The sequence below is a fragment of the Leifsonia sp. Root1293 genome (assembly GCF_001425325.1).
Lineage (GTDB): Bacteria > Actinomycetota > Actinomycetes > Actinomycetales > Microbacteriaceae > Orlajensenia.
The window spans coordinates 296,657-313,939 of the sequence record NZ_LMEH01000002.1 but is presented as its reverse complement, the minus strand read 5'-3'; the positions used below and the strand labels follow the sequence as shown (position 1 = coordinate 313,939).

The 17,283-nt window shown below is 70.9% G+C and carries 18 protein-coding genes; 8 read left to right on the top strand and 10 right to left on the bottom strand.

Going from position 1 to position 17,283, the window contains the following annotated elements:
• Positions 1–4: 4 nt before the first annotated feature.
• Both ASC59_RS13340 and ASC59_RS13335 read right to left on the bottom strand, forming a co-directional pair.
• Positions 5–421: an arsenate reductase ArsC gene (locus ASC59_RS13340; RefSeq protein WP_268765498.1), complete on the bottom strand. Its 417-nt coding sequence runs from the start codon at positions 419–421 to the stop codon at positions 5–7.
• A gap of 26 nt (positions 422–447) precedes the next feature.
• Positions 448–1,791: an FAD-dependent oxidoreductase gene (locus ASC59_RS13335; protein WP_055824017.1), complete on the bottom strand. Its 1,344-nt coding sequence runs from the start codon at positions 1,789–1,791 to the stop codon at positions 448–450.
• A gap of 111 nt (positions 1,792–1,902) precedes the next feature.
• Here ASC59_RS13335 and ASC59_RS13330 point away from each other — a divergent pair, with 111 nt between their 5' ends.
• Together ASC59_RS13330 and ASC59_RS13325 are read left to right on the top strand one after the other, a co-directional pair.
• Positions 1,903–2,256: an ArsR/SmtB family transcription factor gene (locus ASC59_RS13330; protein WP_055824014.1), complete on the top strand. Its 354-nt coding sequence runs from the start codon at positions 1,903–1,905 to the stop codon at positions 2,254–2,256.
• Between the two features lie 236 nt (positions 2,257–2,492).
• Positions 2,493–3,437: a J domain-containing protein gene (locus tag ASC59_RS13325; protein ID WP_055824012.1), complete on the top strand. Its 945-nt coding sequence runs from the start codon at positions 2,493–2,495 to the stop codon at positions 3,435–3,437.
• A 3-nt stretch (positions 3,438–3,440) separates the two neighbouring features.
• Here the strand turns inward: ASC59_RS13325 and ASC59_RS13320 are convergent, their stop codons facing one another.
• The 5 genes from ASC59_RS13320 to ASC59_RS13300 all read right to left on the bottom strand — a co-directional run bounded on the left by ASC59_RS13320 (position 3,441) and on the right by ASC59_RS13300 (position 9,086).
• Positions 3,441–6,095, bottom strand: a complete 2,655-nt coding sequence (locus ASC59_RS13320; RefSeq protein WP_442915100.1) for a phosphoenolpyruvate carboxylase — start codon at positions 6,093–6,095, stop codon at positions 3,441–3,443.
• A gap of 123 nt (positions 6,096–6,218) precedes the next feature.
• Positions 6,219–6,542, bottom strand: a complete 324-nt coding sequence (locus tag ASC59_RS13315; protein WP_055824005.1) for an L-rhamnose mutarotase — start codon at positions 6,540–6,542, stop codon at positions 6,219–6,221.
• Positions 6,539–7,318 carry an SDR family NAD(P)-dependent oxidoreductase gene (locus tag ASC59_RS13310; RefSeq protein ID WP_055824003.1) on the bottom strand — a complete coding sequence of 260 codons (780 nt, stop codon included), beginning with the start codon at positions 7,316–7,318 and terminating at the stop codon, positions 6,539–6,541. Before ASC59_RS13310 ends, ASC59_RS13315 begins: the two co-directional genes overlap by 4 nt.
• Complete coding sequence (locus ASC59_RS13305; protein WP_055825510.1) at positions 7,315–8,160, bottom strand: fumarylacetoacetate hydrolase family protein; 846 nt, start codon at positions 8,158–8,160, stop codon at positions 7,315–7,317. Before ASC59_RS13305 ends, ASC59_RS13310 begins: the two co-directional genes overlap by 4 nt.
• Positions 8,161–8,174: 14 nt before the next feature.
• The gene (locus tag ASC59_RS13300) at positions 8,175–9,086 is read right to left on the bottom strand and encodes an amidohydrolase family protein (protein ID WP_157488144.1); all 912 of its coding nucleotides are present in this window, start codon (positions 9,084–9,086) and stop codon (positions 8,175–8,177) included.
• Between the two features lie 104 nt (positions 9,087–9,190).
• Between ASC59_RS13300 and ASC59_RS13295 the strand changes: the two genes are divergently transcribed.
• Entirely contained in the window at positions 9,191–9,961 is a 771-nt protein-coding gene (locus ASC59_RS13295) for a FadR/GntR family transcriptional regulator (RefSeq protein WP_055824000.1), read from the top strand.
• Between the two features lie 4 nt (positions 9,962–9,965).
• On the opposite strand, the gene ASC59_RS13290 is transcribed toward ASC59_RS13295, so the two are convergent.
• A complete protein-coding gene (locus ASC59_RS13290; protein ID WP_055823997.1) occupies positions 9,966–10,937 on the bottom strand; it encodes an aldo/keto reductase in 972 nt (323 codons plus the stop codon).
• Positions 10,938–11,125: 188 nt separating this feature from the next.
• Here ASC59_RS13290 and ASC59_RS13285 point away from each other — a divergent pair, with 188 nt between their 5' ends.
• Genes ASC59_RS13285 through ASC59_RS13270 form a run of 4 tightly spaced genes read left to right on the top strand, consistent with a single transcriptional unit; the run spans position 11,126 to position 14,548 of the window.
• Entirely contained in the window at positions 11,126–12,178 is a 1,053-nt protein-coding gene (locus tag ASC59_RS13285; RefSeq protein WP_055823994.1) for a zinc-dependent alcohol dehydrogenase, read from the top strand.
• Positions 12,175–12,933, top strand: a complete 759-nt coding sequence (locus ASC59_RS13280; RefSeq protein ID WP_055823991.1) for an SDR family oxidoreductase — start codon at positions 12,175–12,177, stop codon at positions 12,931–12,933. Before ASC59_RS13285 ends, ASC59_RS13280 begins: the two co-directional genes overlap by 4 nt.
• Complete coding sequence (eda, locus tag ASC59_RS13275) at positions 12,930–13,538, top strand: bifunctional 4-hydroxy-2-oxoglutarate aldolase/2-dehydro-3-deoxy-phosphogluconate aldolase (protein WP_055823987.1); 609 nt, start codon at positions 12,930–12,932, stop codon at positions 13,536–13,538. Before ASC59_RS13280 ends, eda begins: the two co-directional genes overlap by 4 nt.
• On the top strand, positions 13,538–14,548 hold the full coding sequence (locus ASC59_RS13270) for a sugar kinase (protein WP_055823983.1): 1,011 nt from the start codon (positions 13,538–13,540) through the stop codon (positions 14,546–14,548). Before eda ends, ASC59_RS13270 begins: the two co-directional genes overlap by 1 nt.
• A 10-nt stretch (positions 14,549–14,558) precedes the next feature.
• Here ASC59_RS13270 and ASC59_RS13265 read toward each other — a convergent pair whose 3' ends face one another.
• Entirely contained in the window at positions 14,559–14,933 is a 375-nt protein-coding gene (locus tag ASC59_RS13265; protein WP_055823981.1) for a hypothetical protein, read from the bottom strand.
• A gap of 48 nt (positions 14,934–14,981) precedes the next feature.
• On the opposite strand from ASC59_RS13265, the gene ASC59_RS13260 reads away from it, so the two are divergent.
• Positions 14,982–15,737, top strand: a complete 756-nt coding sequence (locus tag ASC59_RS13260; RefSeq protein WP_055823978.1) for a DeoR/GlpR family DNA-binding transcription regulator — start codon at positions 14,982–14,984, stop codon at positions 15,735–15,737.
• Positions 15,738–15,764: 27 nt separating this feature from the next.
• Here ASC59_RS13260 and ASC59_RS13255 read toward each other — a convergent pair whose 3' ends face one another.
• Positions 15,765–17,282 (bottom strand): aldehyde dehydrogenase (NADP(+)), encoded by a 1,518-nt coding sequence (locus ASC59_RS13255; protein ID WP_055823976.1) that lies wholly within the window; start codon positions 17,280–17,282, stop codon positions 15,765–15,767.
• Between the last annotated feature and the right edge of the window lies 1 nt (position 17,283).

The window sequence follows — 17,283 nt, the reverse complement described above, 5'->3', positions numbered from 1 at the left end:
CCGCTCAGGCCAGGTCGGGCAGCAACTCGCCGAGCAGGCTCCGGATGCGGCTCTTGATGTCGTCACGGATGGGGCGCACAGCCTCGATCGACTGTCCGGCCGGATCGTCGAGCTCCCAGTCCTCGTATCGCTTGCCCGGGAAGATCGGGCAGGTATCGCCGCAGCCCATCGTGATGACGACATCGGAATCGCGCACGGCATCCGTCGTGAGGATCTTGGGCACGTTGTTCGCGATGTCGATGCCCTCCTCTGCCATGGCCTGCACGGCGATCGGGTTGATCTGGTCCTTCGGCTCCGAGCCTGCCGACAACACCTCGACGCGACCGCCCGAGAGGGCCGTCATGTAGCCGGCGGCCATCTGGGAGCGCCCGGCGTTGTGCACGCACACGAACAGGACTGATGGGGTGGTCGTCGTCACGATGGGTTCGCTTTCAGTCGATGTGAGGATCAGGAGCAGCAGGATGGCGCGGGTGCCGCGGACACCGCGGCGGCCGATTCGGCCGGCACCCCAGTGGAGCACACCCCGGTTGCCGGCAGCTGGAGGCGCACGCTCGACGCCGCTGCCAGATCGCCGTCGAGCCACGCCGCGATGGAGCGCACCTGCTCGTAGCCCGTCGCGAGAAGGAAGGTGGGCGCCCGGCCATAGCTCTTCATTCCGGCGAGGAAGAAGTTCGGCTCCGGCTGCTGGAGCTCGGCGAAGCCGTGCGGCTCGACGGTGCCGCAGCTGTGCACGTTCGGGTCGATGAGTGGCGCCAGACGGCGGGGCGCCTCGACGACCTCGTCGAGGTCGAGCCGGATCTCACGCAGCATGTCGAGGTTCGGGCGGAAGCCCGTGGCATTGACGATGATGTCGGCGGTCAGCGTCGCCTCGCCGTCGGAGCGGCGACCGGTGATCGCGACCCCGCCATCGGTCGCCGAGAGCCTCACGATCTCGAAGCCGTCGACGCGGTCGATGGCACCGGAGCCGATGAGCCGTTCGACGCGCTGCCCCAGAGAGGCGCGACCCGGCAGGCCATCGGCATCCGATGACGACACCCTCGCCGCGGCGGAGTTGCGGATGAGCCAGGTCACCCGAGTGCTGCGCTCATCGCGCGCCAGCCTGGCGAGGTCGATGAGGGTGTTCGCCGCCGAGTGGCCGGCGCCGACGACGACAGTGTGACGACCGGCGAACCGCGGCCGCTCGACGCCCAGGACATCGGGAAGCGCCGCGCTGATCCTGGCGCCGACGGTGTCGTAGCCGAGGGGGTCGAGGCCGCTCGAGCCGAGACTGTTCGGGTGGTTGTAGGTGCCCGAGGCGTCGATCACGGCTCTGGCCGCCAGTTCCGAGACGCCGTCCGGCGTCGCGAGCCGCAGGACGAACGGTGTTCCCGCCCGGTCCAGTGAACGCGTGCGATCCATCCCCTCGCGCGACACCGACACCACGGTCGTGCCCGTTCGGATGCTGGAGGCGATCGGACTCAGGGCGGCGAGCGGCGCCAGGTAGTCGTCGACGAGGTCGCCGGCGTAAGGCGCGACTCCAGAGCTGGGAGGCGTCCAGCCGCTCGCCTCCAGGAGACGGCGTGCCGCGGGATCGACGAGGTGTTCCCACGGCGAGAAGAGGCGGATGTGCCGCCACGATGCGATGCCGGCCGCCGGCGTCGGCCCGCTCTCGAGGAGCACGACCTCGATGCCGCGCTCGACCAGGTGGGCTGCAGCGGCCAGGCCGACCGGACCGGCGCCGATGATGGCGACGGGCAGGCCCACGAGACGCGGCGAGCGCTGCAGCGTCGGTGCGAGGTCGAGCAAGGTCATGGCATCTCCGGATATCTCGGCGCCCTCACGGGCTGCGCCTATATCGATGGGTTTCGATATGGAGTATGGCCGCTTATATCGACGGATGTCAATATCCCCTAGACTGACGGCATGTCGCAGACGCTTCCCCTCCTCCCCGTGACGGACGTCACCGCGTGCTGCTCACCTCTCACTCGCGATACCCTGACGGCGGCCAACGCCGACGACCTCGCGCGATCACTCAAGGCACTCGCGGACCCCACCAGGTTGCGGCTGATCTCGATCGTGGCGGCATCCGAGGGCCAGGAGGCCTGTGCCTGCGACCTGACCGAGCCCGTCGGGCTCAGCCAGCCCACGGTCTCGCATCACCTCAAGGTTCTCGTCGATGCCGGCTTCCTCAGCCGCACCCAGCGCGGCACCTGGGCGTACTTCGCGCTCGTTCCCGGCGCGCTCGATTCGGTGGCCCGCCTGCTCGTCACCGCCTGAGGACGCACCGCTCGCTGAGGGCCGGGCGCAGCGACCGCCCGAAGACGCACCGCTCGCTGAGGGCCGAGCGCAGCGACCGCCCGAAGCGTGCAGGTCCGAAGGGGCGCTTCGACCGCGGACTCCGTCCGGGCCTCAGCGAACGCAGGTCGCGGCAGGTTCTTGCCACCCGACCTGACGTTCGAGCCGCCGGATGCCGCAGACTGGAGACGTTCCGGGAGCGAAGGGAGCGTGGGCCCATGCCGAGCACGCACTCCCACAGCGCCCTGACCCCCCAGCGGGCTGCTGCGATCCTGGGCGTTCCGCCCACGGCGAGCCAGACCCAGATCCGCGCGGCCTACAACGCCAAGGCCCGGCTCGCACATCCCGACCGGTTCGCCGGGGGAACCGCCAAGCAGCAGACGGATGCCGCCGCCCGCTTCATCACCCTGACGGAGGCCTACGAGGTGCTCCGCGTGTACGCCACCGGCGATCCCGTCGGCACCGAACGAGGGCCTGCGGCATCCGGAACCTCGTCGGCCCCGCGAGCCCCGCGCTTCGACGACAACCCGGCACCCCGTACATCGGGCACCTCGCACCGGGCGCCGGCCTCCGGCGAGGACGGCTACGCCTACGGAGCTCCGGGGGCGCCCGATGACGGAATCTGGATGACGCGGCCGGAGCCGGCGGTTCGGGAGGCAACGCGCCGCCAGCGGGCCGTCGTCCGCGGGGTCGTGATCGTGCTCGCGTCACTGGTGGCGCTGATGTTCTCGAGCAACGCCGTCGGCCTCTCCCCCGGAAGCTTCGGAGTACCGCCGCACTCCGACTGGTACCTGCCGGTGATGATCGTCGCCGAACTCGTCTGCCTGCTCGCCGTCGCCTCGTGCGCAGCGTACGCCGCGACAGGCATCGCCTGGCTCGGCCGCACCGGGGTGGCGCTGGCGGGCGCCGTGGTGCTGGCCTTCATCGTCTCGGCGCTCATCGCGGCGCCGTTCACGTTCAGCACCCTCGTGTTCACCTCGTTCGCGGCGTTCGTCACCTTGAGCCCGTTCCTCGCTCTGGCGCTCATCGGCCGCTCGCGTCAGGAAGTGCGCGAGAGCCGCGCCCGTGCGCGGGCGCAGGATGGAGAAGACGACGGCGAATCGGCGGCCGGCGGGGCAGCGGCATCCGGAGCGGATCCGGAGCCCGGAGGCGGCGCCTCCTGACTCCTAGCCGGTGTTCTGCAGTCCGGCAGCCACCCCGTTGACCGTGAAGAGCAGCAATCGCAGCGGCTCCGCCGCGGCATCCGGCCCCTCCGCCGATCGGAGGGCACGAAGCGCCCGCAACTGGAGCAGCGAGAGCGCGTCGACGTAGGGGCTGCGCAGGCGGACGGCCCGCTGCAGCACCGGGCGGCGTTCGAGCAGCTCGGCGTTGCCACTCGTACGCAGCACCCACTCACGGGTGAGCGCCATCTCGTCGAGCACGAGATCGCGCAGGTCGTCGCGCGACCCGAGCGCCAGGTAGCGCTCGGCGAGGCGCACGTCGGTCTTCGCCAGCGACATCTCGACGTTGTCGATCATGGCGGCGAAGAGCGGCCAGCGCGCGTAGGCGGCACGGAGCCGGTCGACGTCGCCGACGGCCTTGAGCGCCGTGCCGAGGCCGAACCAGCCGGTGAGGTTGATGCGCGCCTGGGTCCAGGAGAACACCCACGGGATGGCGCGCAGGTCTTCGAGCGACTCGACCGAGAGTCCGCGACGAGCCGGGCGCGAGCCCAGCGCGAGGAGGCCGATCTCCTCCATCGGCGTCACCTGCGCGAACCACGGAGCGAAGCCGTCGGCCTTCACCAGCGCGAAGAAGCGATCGCGCGAGGTCTCGTCGAGGCGATCGGCCAAGGAACGGAACTCGGCCGCAGCCAGCCTGTTCGCCTCCCCGTTCGCCGGAGCGGATGCCAGCAGCGCGGCGGCGGCCATCTGCTCGATGTGCCGTTCGGCGATGGACTGGTCTCCGTACTGGGCGAAGATCACCTCGCCCTGCTCGGTGAGCTTGAACCGGCCGTCGACCGATCCCGGAGGCTGGGCCATCACGGCCTCGTTCGCCGGTCCGCCGCCGCGGCCGAGGGCGCCGCCGCGGCCGTGGAAGAGAGTGAGCACGATGTCGTTCTCGGCGGCCCAGTCCGAGATGCGCGCTTGGGCGGTGTCCAGGGCGAGGGCGGCCGCGACGGGCCCGACGTCCTTGGACGAGTCCGAGTAGCCGAGCATCACCTCGACCTTCCGGCCCGTCGCCGCGAGCCGTGCCTGCACGGCCGGAAGCTCGAGCATGCCGTTCAGGATGTCGACGGATGCCTCGAGGTCGGCGAAGGTCTCGAACAGCGGCACGGCGTCGAGCACCGGAGCCTGCGCGCCGAGAGCTGCATCCGCGAGCTCGTAGACGGTGGCGAGGTCCTGTGCACTCTGCGTGAACGAGACGATGTACCGGCGCGAGGCGTTCACGCCGTAGGTGTCCTGAAGGGTCTTGATCGTGCGGAAGACGGCGAGCACCTCGCGGCTCATCTCGCTCAGTTCTCCGCCGGCCCGCACCTCGGCGAGGGTCTCCCGGTGCACCTTGGAGTGCTGGCGCACCTCGAGCTCGGCGAGGTGGAATCCGAAGGTCTGCACCTGCCACACGAGCCCCTGCAGTTCGCCGTACGCACTGCGGCGAGCGCCACCGGCACTCAGCGAGCTCTGGATGACACGCAGCTCGGCGATCAGCTCATCCGGTCCGCTGTAGGCGAGGGCGTCGTCGCCCGTGCGCGTGGCGGCGATGCGCGCCGCAACGACGAGCAGCACTCTGCGGTGCGGTTCGTGCGGAGCGCGGGTTCCGATCTTCGATGCGACGGCCGCGGCCATGTCGCTCTGGCGTTCGAGCAGCTGTGTGAGTTCCGCGGATGCCGGCGTGTCAGTGGAATCGATCGTCAGCGTGCGACCGATGCGGGTCGCCGCCTTCTCGAGCCCGAGCAGCACGTGCTCCGATGCGATGCGAGCGGCCTCGAGAGTGGTGTCCGCGGTGACGAACGGGTTGCCGTCGCGGTCGCCGCCGATCCAGGTTCCGAGCCTCATGAACGCCGGGGCGGCAGCGGGCGCGAGGCCGGCGGTGTCGGGCTGCAGGGCGTCGTCGAGCATGCGGTAGACCCGCGGAACGACCTCGAACAGCGTCTGGTCGAAGATGCTCATCGCCGTGCGCACCTCGTCGAGCGGCGTCGGACGCGTCGTGCGGATGGGCGAGGTCCGCCACAGGGTGTCGATCTCCTCGAGCATCCGACGGTGGAGCTCGATCGCCGCGGAGCTGTCGGGGCGCACGACGTCGTGCCGGTCGAGCTGCTCCGAGATGCGCCGGATCGCGGATGCCACCGCCCGTCGTCGCGCCTCGGTGGGGTGTGCGGTCAGCACGGGGTGGAAGCGCAGCCCCTCGAGGCGGGCAGCCGTCTCGTCGGCCCCGACCTCGTCGACGAGCCGGGCGAGGGCTCCGGGCAGGGTGTCGCTGCCGGCATCCGTCTTCGAGGTGTCGCGCGAACGCAGCACCCGCACCCGGTGGTGCTCCTCGGCGAGGTTGACGAGGTGGAAGTACACGGTGAACGCCCGGGCGACCTGTTCGGCGCGGCCGGGGGTGAACGACTCCACGAGTTCCTCGGCGGCCTCGATCGAGACGCGGCCGTCACCCTCGTAGGCCTCGATCGCGAGTCCGCGCAGGCTCTCGACGTCGTGCAGCAGTTCTGGGCCGCCGGCCTCAGTGAGCACGCGGCCGAGCAGGCTTCCGAGCAGGCTCACGTCGGAGCGCAGAGCGTCGGCTACACCGCCTCGCACCACGTCGCGGCCGGGCTCTTCCAGGGGCGTCGGGATGAAGGTCACCAGCCGAGACTACGGGCTTCCTGTGTACGTCATGTTTCACCGCGTCACTCTCCGACCCCGTCGGGGCACGGATGCCGCCGGGCAGGTCGACGCCACTCGCCCGGTCGTCGAGCGCCGCGTCCGTCAGTCGAGGTGGAAGATCTCGGGGATGTCCTTCCACCACTCGCCCTCGGCCCGATCGGCGAACGGTCGCTGCAGCGGCTCGCAGACCGCCCACCACTCCTGGGTCGCCGGGTCGGCGGCAATCGCCGCCATGTCGGCCTCGAAGTCGTCGCCGACGTACTCCATGTAGGAGAACAGGACGTCGCCGTGGCGGTAGATCGAGTAGTTGGTGACGTTGCTGAGCCGGAGTCTCTCGAGCACGGCGGGCCAGACTGCGGCGTGGAGGCGCTCGTACTCCTCGACGTTCTCGGGCGGCATCCCGATCACGGAGGCGAGGCGCCTCATGATCGTGCCGCCGCCGGGCGCACGCGGAGGTGCGTGACGCCGCCGTCGACCTCGAGCGCCGTGCCCGTCGTCGAGCCCGAGAGCGGGCTGGCGAGGTAGGCGATCGCGGCAGCGACCTCTGCCGGCTCGACCATGCGTCCCGTCGCCTGCCGGGCGTCGAGGGCCGCGCGCTCGGCGGCGGGGTCGGCGAAGCCTGCCAGCATCCGATCGACGAACGGGGTCGCGACGGTGCCGGGGCTGACGCAGTTGACGCGGATGCCGTCGGCGACGTGATCTGTGGCCATCGCGTAGGTCAGTGCCAGCACAGCGCCCTTCGATGCCGCGTAGAGGGCTCGCTGCGGCAGTCCGTTGAGCGCGGCGATGGAGCAGAGGTTCACGACGGCTGCGGCATCCGACATCCGCAGGAAGGGCAGCGCGGCGGCCGTCACCCGGGCCATGCCGACGACGTTGATGTCGAGCACGCGCGCCCACTCGGCGTCGTCGTTCTCCTCGACGGTGCCGACGGCGCTGATGCCGGCGTTGTTCACGACGATGTCGATACCGCCCAGCTCGTCGGCGATGGCCGCGACGGCCGCGTTCACCGAGGCGCGGTCGGACACGTCGGCGACGAAACCATGAAGCGGCTCGGGGAGCCCATCGATCGCCCGATCGAGCACGGCCACCCGCGCTCCGCGTGCCGCGAGGGTCTGCGCGGTCGCCAGGCCGATGCCCGACGCCCCGCCTGTCACGAGGGCGACGAGGCCGTCGAACTCACCGCTCCCAGCCGCGGCGCTCATGCCTGCACCAGCGTCTGGCGTGCGCGGCCGAGGCCGTCGATCTCGAGCTCGACCACGTCGCCCTCGCGCAGGTAGGGGTTGCCGGCGATTCCGAGGGCGACGCCGGCAGGAGTGCCGGTGTTGATGACGTCCCCCGGATGCAGCACCATGAACTGGCTGACGTACCAGATGACGTGAGCCACGGAGAAGAGCATGTTGGCCGTGGTGCCGTCCTGGCGGACAGTGCCGTTCACGCTCAGGCGCAGACCGAGGGCCTGGGGGTCGCCGACCTGGTCGGCCGGTACGAGCTCCGGTCCGAACGGGTTGAACGTCTCGCAGCTCTTGCCCTTGTCCCATTGGCCGCCGCGCTCGAGCTGGAACTCCCGCTCGGACACGTCGTGCGAGACGGCGTAGCCGGCCACGTGGGCGAGGGCGTCATCGGGAGAGTCGAGGTAGCGGGCTGTGCTGCCGATCACGACGCCGAGTTCGACCTCCCAGTCGGTCTTGACCGATCCGCGCGGGATCAGCACATCATCGAAGGGGCCGACCAGAGTCGACGCATCCTTCATGAAGATGACGGGCTCGGCGGGGAGGGCTGCGCCGGTCTCCTCGGCGTGGTCGCGGTAGTTGAGGCCGATGCAGACGATCTTGCCGGGTCGCGCGATGGGGGCGCCGATCCGCAGGTCGGCGCTCGCCTCGAGCTCGGGCAGTTCGTCGACGGCCGCGCGCAGGCGGGCGATGCCGTCGGCCGCGAGGAAGGCGCCGTCGAAGTCGGCCGTGACACCGCGGGCGTCGAGGGTGCGGCCGCCGATGCGCACGACGGGGATCTCGGAGCCGGGCTCCCCGAGTCTGGCGAGGCTGATGGGAGTGTCTGTGGTCACGGGGTCTCCTTCTGGAGGTCGGTGGCGAGGTCGGTGGCGATGCTGGAGTTCGGGGTGGGCGGAAGATCGAGCGAGTAGACCTCGGCGGCCGTTCCGGCGAGGATGCGGGCCCGGTCGCCCTCGTCGAGGTCGGCGAGCAACGCGGTGATGCCCGCGAAGACCCTGCCGTACCCGCCGGCGATGAGCGAGACCGGCCAGTCGCCGCCGTAGAGCAGGCGGTCGGGTCCGAACACCTCGATGGCGTGCTCGAAGACCGGGCGTACGCCCTCGACGGTCCAGTCGGCCGGGTCTCCGACGGAGGAGTAGAGGCCGGAGACCTTGCCGAACACGAGCGGGTTCTCTGCCGCCCGGGCGATGAGCGACCACCACGGCTCGTGATCGGCGGCGCCGATGGGCGGCTTGTTGAGGTGGTCGAGCACCATGCGGAGCCGCGGATGCCGCTCCGAGATCGCGATGACGGCCTTCAGGTGCTCCGGCAGCACCCCCACCACGTCGAACGGCACGTCGGCCTCCTCGAGCATCCCGAGGGTCGCGTCGACGTCGTCACGCAGCAGCCAGTGCGGGTCGCTGCGATCGTGGATGAGGTTGCGCACCCCGCGGAACAGCGGCTCGCGCTGCAGCTCGGCGAGACGCTCGGCCGCGCGGTCCGGTTCGTGCAGGGGCACGTAGCCGACGACCGCGAGTACCTGCGGTGTGCGCCGCGCCACCTCGAGCATGTAGTCGGTGTCCTCGTCGTTGTCCGCGGACTGCACGAGCACGCTGCCCGTGATGCCGGCGGCGGCGAAGGACGGGAGCACCTCGTCCATCGGGATCGACCTGTGCAGGATGCCGGCATCCGGCCCCAGCCAGGAGTACTCGGCCCGGTTCAGGTCCCAGACGTGCTGGTGCGAATCGATGATGAGGCTCACGGGCGCTCCTTGGTTCTCTGGGTCGGTGCCGGCACCGGCATCCGCGTCGGCAAAGATCTGATGACTGTCGCTAGTGCAGCGCGGCGCCAGCCTAGGATGTGCCCATGACCACACGCACCACGGGCGGCGAGACGCCCCGATCGCAGTCGAACGTGGTGATCGACGGCATCCGGGAGATGCTCACGAGCGGGCGCCTCGTCGCTGGCGCCAGGCTCCCGGTCGAGAAGGACCTCTGCGCCCTGCTCGGCGTCTCGCGCGGATCCCTCCGCGAGGGCGTGCGCGCCCTCGTCGTGCTGGGCGTCCTGGAGACCAGGCAGGGCGACGGCACCTATGTGACCGACCTCGGGCCGAGCCAGCTGTTCGAGCCGCTGGGCTTCCTCGCCGACCTGCAGTCGCCCGAGAACAGCGTGCATCTGCTGGGCGTTCGTCGGGTGCTCGAGCCCGAGGCCGCGGCCCACGCCGCGCTGCGCATGACGGATGCCGACCTCGAGGCCGCCGGGCGCATCCTCGACCGCGGCGACGCGCTGCTCGCCGACGAGCCGGGCATCGACCTCGAGGCGACCATCGACGTCGACACGGACTTCCACAGGCTCATCGCGCAGGCCAGCGGCAATCCGGCCTTCGCGGCCATCATCGAGGCACTCGTCGGACGCACCGCCAGAGCGCGCCTCTGGCGTGCCATCCACGAGCAGGGGGCCGTGCGCGAGACGCAGCGCGAGCACCGCGCCATCCTCGAGGCGCTCATGGCCCGCGACCCGGATCGTGCCCGCATCCGCATGTCTGTGCACGTGCTGGGCGTCGAGGAGTCGACCGCGATGCACTTCGGCGAAGCCGATGCCGCTCTCGCCGACCCCGACGCCGCCACGGCGGGCTGAGCGCTCAGGCACGGCGCACCAGGCCGCGCTCGTCGAGAGCAGTCCAGAACTCCTCCGGGATGTCCCGTTCGTAGCGCTCGGCCGTGCCGCGCACCTGCTCGGCCGTGCGCATCCCGACGACGACGGAGACGACGGCCGGGTGCCGCAGCGGATAGGCGACGGCCGCCTCGGGCAGGGTGATGCCGAACTCCTCGCAGACGTCGGCGATGGCGTTGGCCTTCGCGATCAACTCGGCCGGAGCGGGCGCGTAGTCGTAGAGGGCGCCGGCGGGCGGACGCGGGCGCGACAGCAGCCCGGAGTTGTAGACCGCTGCAGCCACGATCCCGACGCCGCGCTCCTCGGCGAGCGGCAGCAGGTCGTCGAGAGCTCCCTGCTCGAGCAGGGTGTAGCGGCCGGCGAGCATGATCACATCGACGTCGTGGCGGCGCACGAACTCGGCCGGCATGGCGGACTGGTTCGTGCCGGCCCCGACGGCGCGCACCACGCCTTCGTCACGCAATTCGATCAGTGCGGGGATCGCCGTGGAATGGGCTTCGGACCCGAAGTCGTCGGGGTCGTGCAGATAGGCGATGTCGATGCGGTCGAGCCCCAGGCGCTCGAGGCTCTCGTGCACCGACCGCCGGATGCCGTCGCGGCTCAGGTCCCACTCGCGGCGTACCGTCGCCGGAACGGCGAAGCCGCCGTCGTCCATGGTGCCCTCCGGGTACCCGCTCGGCACGAGCAGGCGGCCCACCTTGGTCGACAGCACGTACTCGTCGCGCGGGCGATCGGCGAGAGCGGCTCCGAGGCGGCGTTCCGAGAGGCCAAGACCGTAGTGCGGTGCCGTGTCGAAGTACCGGATCCCCGCGTCCCAGGCGGCATCGACCGCACCGCCGGCTTCGGCATCCGTCGTCTCGCGGTAGAGGTTGCCGAGCTGGGCGGCACCCATCCCGAGTTCGGTCAGGCGCACGGCCGACCCCAACGTGCGACTCAACATCGAGGAACCTCCACAGCAACGGGCAAGGGTGCGTCTAAAGATTAGATCAATCGACACCGAAAGACCATTTCTCTGCGATAATCGGGTCAGAGTTGCCCAATTGATTGGGTGAATCACCCGACATCGACGATGCCGCCGGGCCAGCAGGCGCGCAGCATCCGCTCGATTCATCACTGCCAGGAGACTCAATGTTGACCGCCGCGTACACAGGCGATTCCACGATCACGATCGCCGACGCCGTTCCGCACGCGCCCGGACCGGGCCAGGTGCAGATCAGGGTCTCCTTCGTCGGGCTCTGCGGCACCGACCTGCACATCTTGCACGGCGCCATGGATGCCCGGGTGGCGACCCCGCTGGTGTTCGGTCACGAGATGAGCGGGACCATCGCCGCGGTCGGAGCCGACGTCGGTGGGTGGAGCATCGGCGACGCGGTGACGGTCATGCCGCTCGACTGGGACGGCACCTGCCCGGCCTGCCTGGCCGGCAACCAGCACATCTGCCAGAACCTCGACTTCATCGGCATCGACTCGCCCGGCGCCCTGCAGGCGCTCTGGAACGTGCCGGCCGCCACGCTCGTGGCACTGCCGGCCGACATCCCACTCGACGCCGCGGCCCTCGTCGAACCCGTCGCCGTCGCCGTGCACGACGTGCGCCGCTCGGAGATCGCTCCCGGCGAGAAGGCGGTGGTGATCGGCGGCGGCCCCATCGGCGTGCTCATCGCCACGGTGGCCAGGGCGTTCGGGGCGGAGGTGGCCGTGATCGAGCTGGACCCCAACCGACGGGCCCAGATCGAGGCACTGGGTTTCGCGACCATCGACCCGCGCGAGACCGACCAGGTCGCCTGGGTCGAGGACTGGACTGCCGGCGCCGGCGCCGACGTGGTGTTCGAGGTCTCGGGCGCTGCCGCCGCAGTGCTGGGAGCCACGGCCCTGGCCAAGGTGCGCGGCACGATCGTCGTCGTCGCCATCCACCCGACTCCCCGGGAGATCGATCTCCAGCGCGTGTTCTGGCGCGAGTTGCGGCTGCTCGGCGCCCGCGTGTACCAGCGCACGGACTTCGAGCGCGCTGTCGAGCTCATCGCCGACGGCACCATCCCGAGTGCCGTGCTCATCTCCAAGATCGTGCCGCTCTCCGAGACGCGGGCGGCGTTCGATGACCTGCAGGGAGGACGCGCCATGAAGGTGCTCGTCGACGTGCAGGCCGGGCAGCCGATCGAATCGGCAGACGGGGCAGCGTCGTGAGCGCCCTCTTCGACCTCACCGGCACCACCGCCGTCGTCACCGGCGCCAGCCGCGGCATCGGCTTCGCCATGGCGTCGGCCCTGGCCGAGGCCGGAGCCGACATCATCGCCGTCAGCGCCACCATCGAGGAGCATGGCAGCGCCATCGGCTCCGTGGTCGCATCATACGGCCGCGCCTTCGAGGCCCGGGCTGTGGACTTCGCCGATCGCGATGCCGTCATGGCCCTGGGAGATGAGCTGCGCGGGCGTTCGATCGACATCCTGGTGAACAACGCAGGCACCATCGAGCGGGCGCCCGCCGCTGAGCATCCGCTCGCCCTCTGGGATCGGGTACTCGAGGTGAATCTCTCGAGCCAGTTCGTGCTGACCCAGGCCGTGGCCAACGGGATGCTCGAACGGGGTCGCGGCAAGATCATCTTCACCGCGAGCCTGCTGAGCTTCCAGGGCGGCATCAACGTTCCGGGCTATGCAGCGGCGAAGTCCGGTGTCGCCGGTCTCGTGAAGGCCCTCGCCAACGAGTGGACGGCGCGCGGCATCACGGTGAACGGCATCGCCCCCGGCTACATCGCCACGGACAACACGGAGGCTCTGCGGGCGGATGCCGACCGCTCACGCGCCATCCTCGAGCGCATCCCCGCCGGTCGCTGGGGCGACGCCGACGACATCGCCGGCGCCACGGTGTTCCTCGCGGCGCCGGGCTCCGACTACGTCTCGGGCATCATCCTCCCCGTCGACGGCGGCTGGCTCGGCCGATGAGCATCGTGGGCCAGCGCTTCGTGCCCGTGATCGTGATCGACGATCCGGGCCACGCCCCCGACCTCGCCTCGGCGCTGCTGCGGGGAGGCATCGGCTGCGCCGAGATCACGCTGCGCACCGAGGCCGGCATCCGTGCCATCGAGGCCGCCGCAGATGTTGCCGACTTCGTCGTGGGCGCCGGCACCGTGCTCACCGCGGCCGATGTCGATCGGGTGGTCGACGCCGGTGCCCGTTTCGTCGTGAGCCCCGGCCTGGCCGACGACGTCGTGGAGCGGGCCATCGAGCTCGGCGTCGACGTGCTGCCCGGCGTCGCGACGGCCACCGAGGTGCAGCGTGCACTCCGGTTCGGCCTCGACCGCCTGAAGCTCTTCCCGGCCGGCCCCCTCGGCGGGCTCGACCTCATCCGCGCTCTCGCCGGTCCGTTCCCGGGCGTGCGTTTCCTGCCGAGCGGTGGAGTCACGCCCGAGAACGCCCGGGAGTATCTCGCCTCGCCATCGGTCTTCGCCGTCAGCGGCAGCTGGATGGCCACCCGGGAGCTCATCGCAGCCGGCGATTTCGACGAGATCTCCCGGCTCAGTCGCGCCGCGGTCGAGTTGGTGCCGTGATGGCCGAGCACGACACCGGAGTCGGCACTGTCGCAGGGTCATCGCCGCGGGCATCCGGCGTCCTCACCGTCGGCGAGGGCCTCGGCGTGCTGCGCACCCGCGAGATCGGCTCTCTCGCCCATCTCGGCGAGCTCGCCGTCGGCACCGGTGGCGCCGAGGGCAACGTCGCCATCGGACTCGCCCGGCTCGGGATGGCGGTCACCTGGCTCGGCCGCGTGGGAGACGACGGTCTCGGACGCCGTGTCGTGCGGGAGCTCAGGGCCGAGGGCGTGACCGTCGTGGCCCCGGTGGACCCGACGGCCGCCACGGGCCTGCTCATCAAGGAGTCGCCGTCGGCCGGACGAACCGCCGTCACCTACTACCGTGCCGGCAGTGCCGGCAGCCGACTGCGCCCCGACGACCTCGACGTCGTCGACATCGCGGGCTTCGCGCTCGTGCATGTCACGGGCATCACGCCGGCGCTGTCTCAGTCCGCGCGGGCGAGCATCGAGGCCGCCATCGATCGGGCGGCGGATGTCGGCGTCCCGGTCTCCTTCGACGTGAACCATCGCTCCGCCCTGTGGACCGACGTGCCCGGCGAGCGGAGCGCGGGAGAGGTCTACAGGACGCTGGCCGAACGCGCCGACATCGTCTTCGCCGGAGCCGACGAGGCCGCCCTCGTCACCGGTCTGCCCTCGCACGACCCCGCCGCACTGGCGCGTGCCCTCGCTGCACTCGGCCCCGCGGAGGTCGTGGTGAAGCTCGGCGACCGCGGTGCCGTCGCCCTTCGCGACGACGAGCTCACCTGGCGGCCTGCCGTGCCCGTTCCCGTCGTCGACACCGTCGGAGCCGGCGATGCCTTCGTGGCCGGCTACCTGGCCGAACTGCTGCGCGGAAGCAGCGTCGCCGAGCGGCTCGACCTCGCCGTGCGCACGGGGGCGGCGGCCTGCCTGCACCCCGGGGACTGGGAGGGCTTTCCGTCACGGGAGGAGCTCGAGCGCCCCGACGGAACCGATCCCGTCAGTCGCTGACGGTCCCCGCTCAGGCGGCCCTCGCCACCGGAATCTCGGCGAGGGAGGTGTACACCGGCAGTCCGCGCTCCCGGGCGATCGCCACATCCTGATCTGCGCCGGAAGATGCGCCGGGCAGACGCAGTACGGCGTCGCAGTGCTGGAGCAGCCGTTCTGCCGTGGGGTACATGATCTCGCCGGCGACCGGGTCGGCAACGCTCTCGCCTCCGGCTCCACGCAGCACCGGTAGAGCGACCCACTCGCCGATCATCGGGATGTGGCCGGCCTCGAAGATCGGCCATGCCGCCTCTTCCAGGCGGGCGAGATTGGCGGCGAGGGCGTCGGGCCGGTCACCCGTGCCCGAGCGGTACGGACCGGCGATGAGAATGAGCAGAGGTTTGGACATGGCGCCACTATAATCGGCATAAACACGCTTAAACAAGGAGAAACGCGCATGCTGGCTGCAGAACGCCGTGACCTGCTGGTGGCCAGGCTCGAACGCGACGGCAAGATCGTCGCCAAGGACCTGGCTCGCGAGCTGGGCATCTCCGAGGACAGCATGCGTCGCGACCTCAGGGAGCTCGCGGCCGCCGGACTCTCCCAGCGCGTCTACGGCGGAGCGCTCCCCGTCTCGCCGGCCATCGCCGACTACGCCACGCGGGGAACGATCGCCTCGGAGGCCAAGGAGCGCATCGGCCGAGTGGCCGCCGGCCTGATCCGCCCCGGCTCGACGGTGATCCTCGATGGCGGCACGACGGCCCTGGCCGTCGCGCGAGCACTGCCACGGGAGCTGAGCGCCACGATCGTCACCCACAGTCCCACCGTGGCGAGCGCCATCATCGACCTGCCGAACATCGAGATCTTCCTGATCGGCGGGAGGGTGTTCAAGCACTCGGCAGTCACGAGTGGTGCCGCGGCCGCGGAGGCGGCAGCCGGGATCAACGCCGACCTGTTCCTGCTCGGCGTCACCGGCGTGCACCCCGAGGCCGGACTGACGACCGGCGATGCCGACGAGGCCGCGATGAAGCGGCTGCTGTCCCGGCGGGCTGCCGAGACCTGGGTGCTGGCCAGCTCGGAGAAGATCGGCACGGCGTCGCCGTTCACCGTCGTCGGCCTGACCGAGGTCGCCGGTGTGATCACCGATGCCCCGGCGGAGGAGCGCACAGTGGCCGCTCTCCGTGCCGGCGGCCTGGAGGTGCTCTCCGCCTGATCGGGCCGGCTCTGCCGACTCGACACCTCAGCCGAGCAGCAGCTTCCCGTCGATCCGCCGCGGGATGCCGGTGGCATCATCGCGCAGGTCTGTCGGCAGCAATGCGGTCGGGGCGTCCTGGAACGCCAGCGGACGCAGGAACCGTCGGATGGCGCTCACACCCACCGAGGTGTGCTGCGAGTTGGTCGCCGGCCATGGCCCGCCGTGGTGCTGCGCCCACGACACCCGCACTCCCGTCGGGTAGCCGTCGAAGACGATGCGACCGACGCGCGGCGCGAGATCCTGCACCAGGGCGCTCACGCTCTCCCGCTCGTCGTCCTCGCTGTGGATCGTCGCGGTCAGCGAGTCCGGCACGGCGTCGAGAGCTGTCGTCACCTGTGCAGCATCGTCGTAGCGCGCCACCACGACGAGCGGCCCGAACGCCTCCTCGGTGACGGCGGCCGTGAGTTCGGCGGCGTCGAGTCCGAGCACTGTGGGCACTCCTGTGAACCCGTCGGCCGCAGTGCCGCCGGTCGCGAGCACCGAGACCAATCCCGAGTCGATGAGGCGCCCGCGGATCTCGTCGAACGACGTCGAGATGCGTTCGTTGAGCAGCACGGGGGCCGACGCCGACGCGGCCTTCTCGACGAGCCGCGCCACCAGGGCGTCGCCGTCCGCTCCCCGAGGCACGAAGGCGACGCCGGGCTTGGTGCAGAACTGGCCTCCGCCGAGGGTGAACGAGCCGAACAGTCCGTCGGCGATCTCGGTGGCGCGGGCCGAAGCCGCGCCGGCCGTGATGATCAGCGGGTTCAGGCTGGAGAGTTCTCCGTAGAACGGGATGGGCTGATGACGCGCCGCGATGATCTCCATCAACGCCCGGCCTCCGTCGAGCGAGCCCGTGAAGCCGACGGCGGTGACGAGCGGATGCGCCACCAGCGTTCGCCCCGCCTCGGTGCCGAACACGATGCCGATCAGGCCGTCGGGAGCACCGTACGAGCGGGCGGCCTCCGCGAGCACGGCGTGCGAGAGCACCGAGGTCTCGAGATGGGAGGAGTGGGCCTTCAGGATCACGGAGTTCCCTCCGGCGAGCGCCGATGCCGTGTCTCCGCCTGCGACCGAGAAGGCGAACGGGAAGTTGCTCGACCCGAACACGGCAACGGGGCCGATCGGCACCAGCATGCGACGCAGTTCCGGCGCCGGTCCCAGCGCGGTGGCTCCGCCATGGTCGATCGTCACCTCGAGATAGCCCCCGTCGCGGACGGCCTCGGCGAACAGGCGGAACTGGAAGGCGCTGCGCGACACCTCGCCGTCCAGGCGTGCGCTGCCGAGCCCGGTCTCGCGGTCGGCGATGGCGACCAATTCGGCACGGCGGGCGTCGAGCCCGTCGGCGAGGGCGTCGAGCAGGCCCGCGCGCCAGCCGCGTTCGTTCCAGCGTGCCGCCTCGAAGGCGGCCTGCGCGGCCCGCACGACGGCATCCGTCTCGTCGGCGGAAGTCGGAGATGTGCCGGTCGGGTGGCTCTCTCCGGTGCGCGGGTCGATGCTGGGGAGGGTGTTCTGGGATGACATG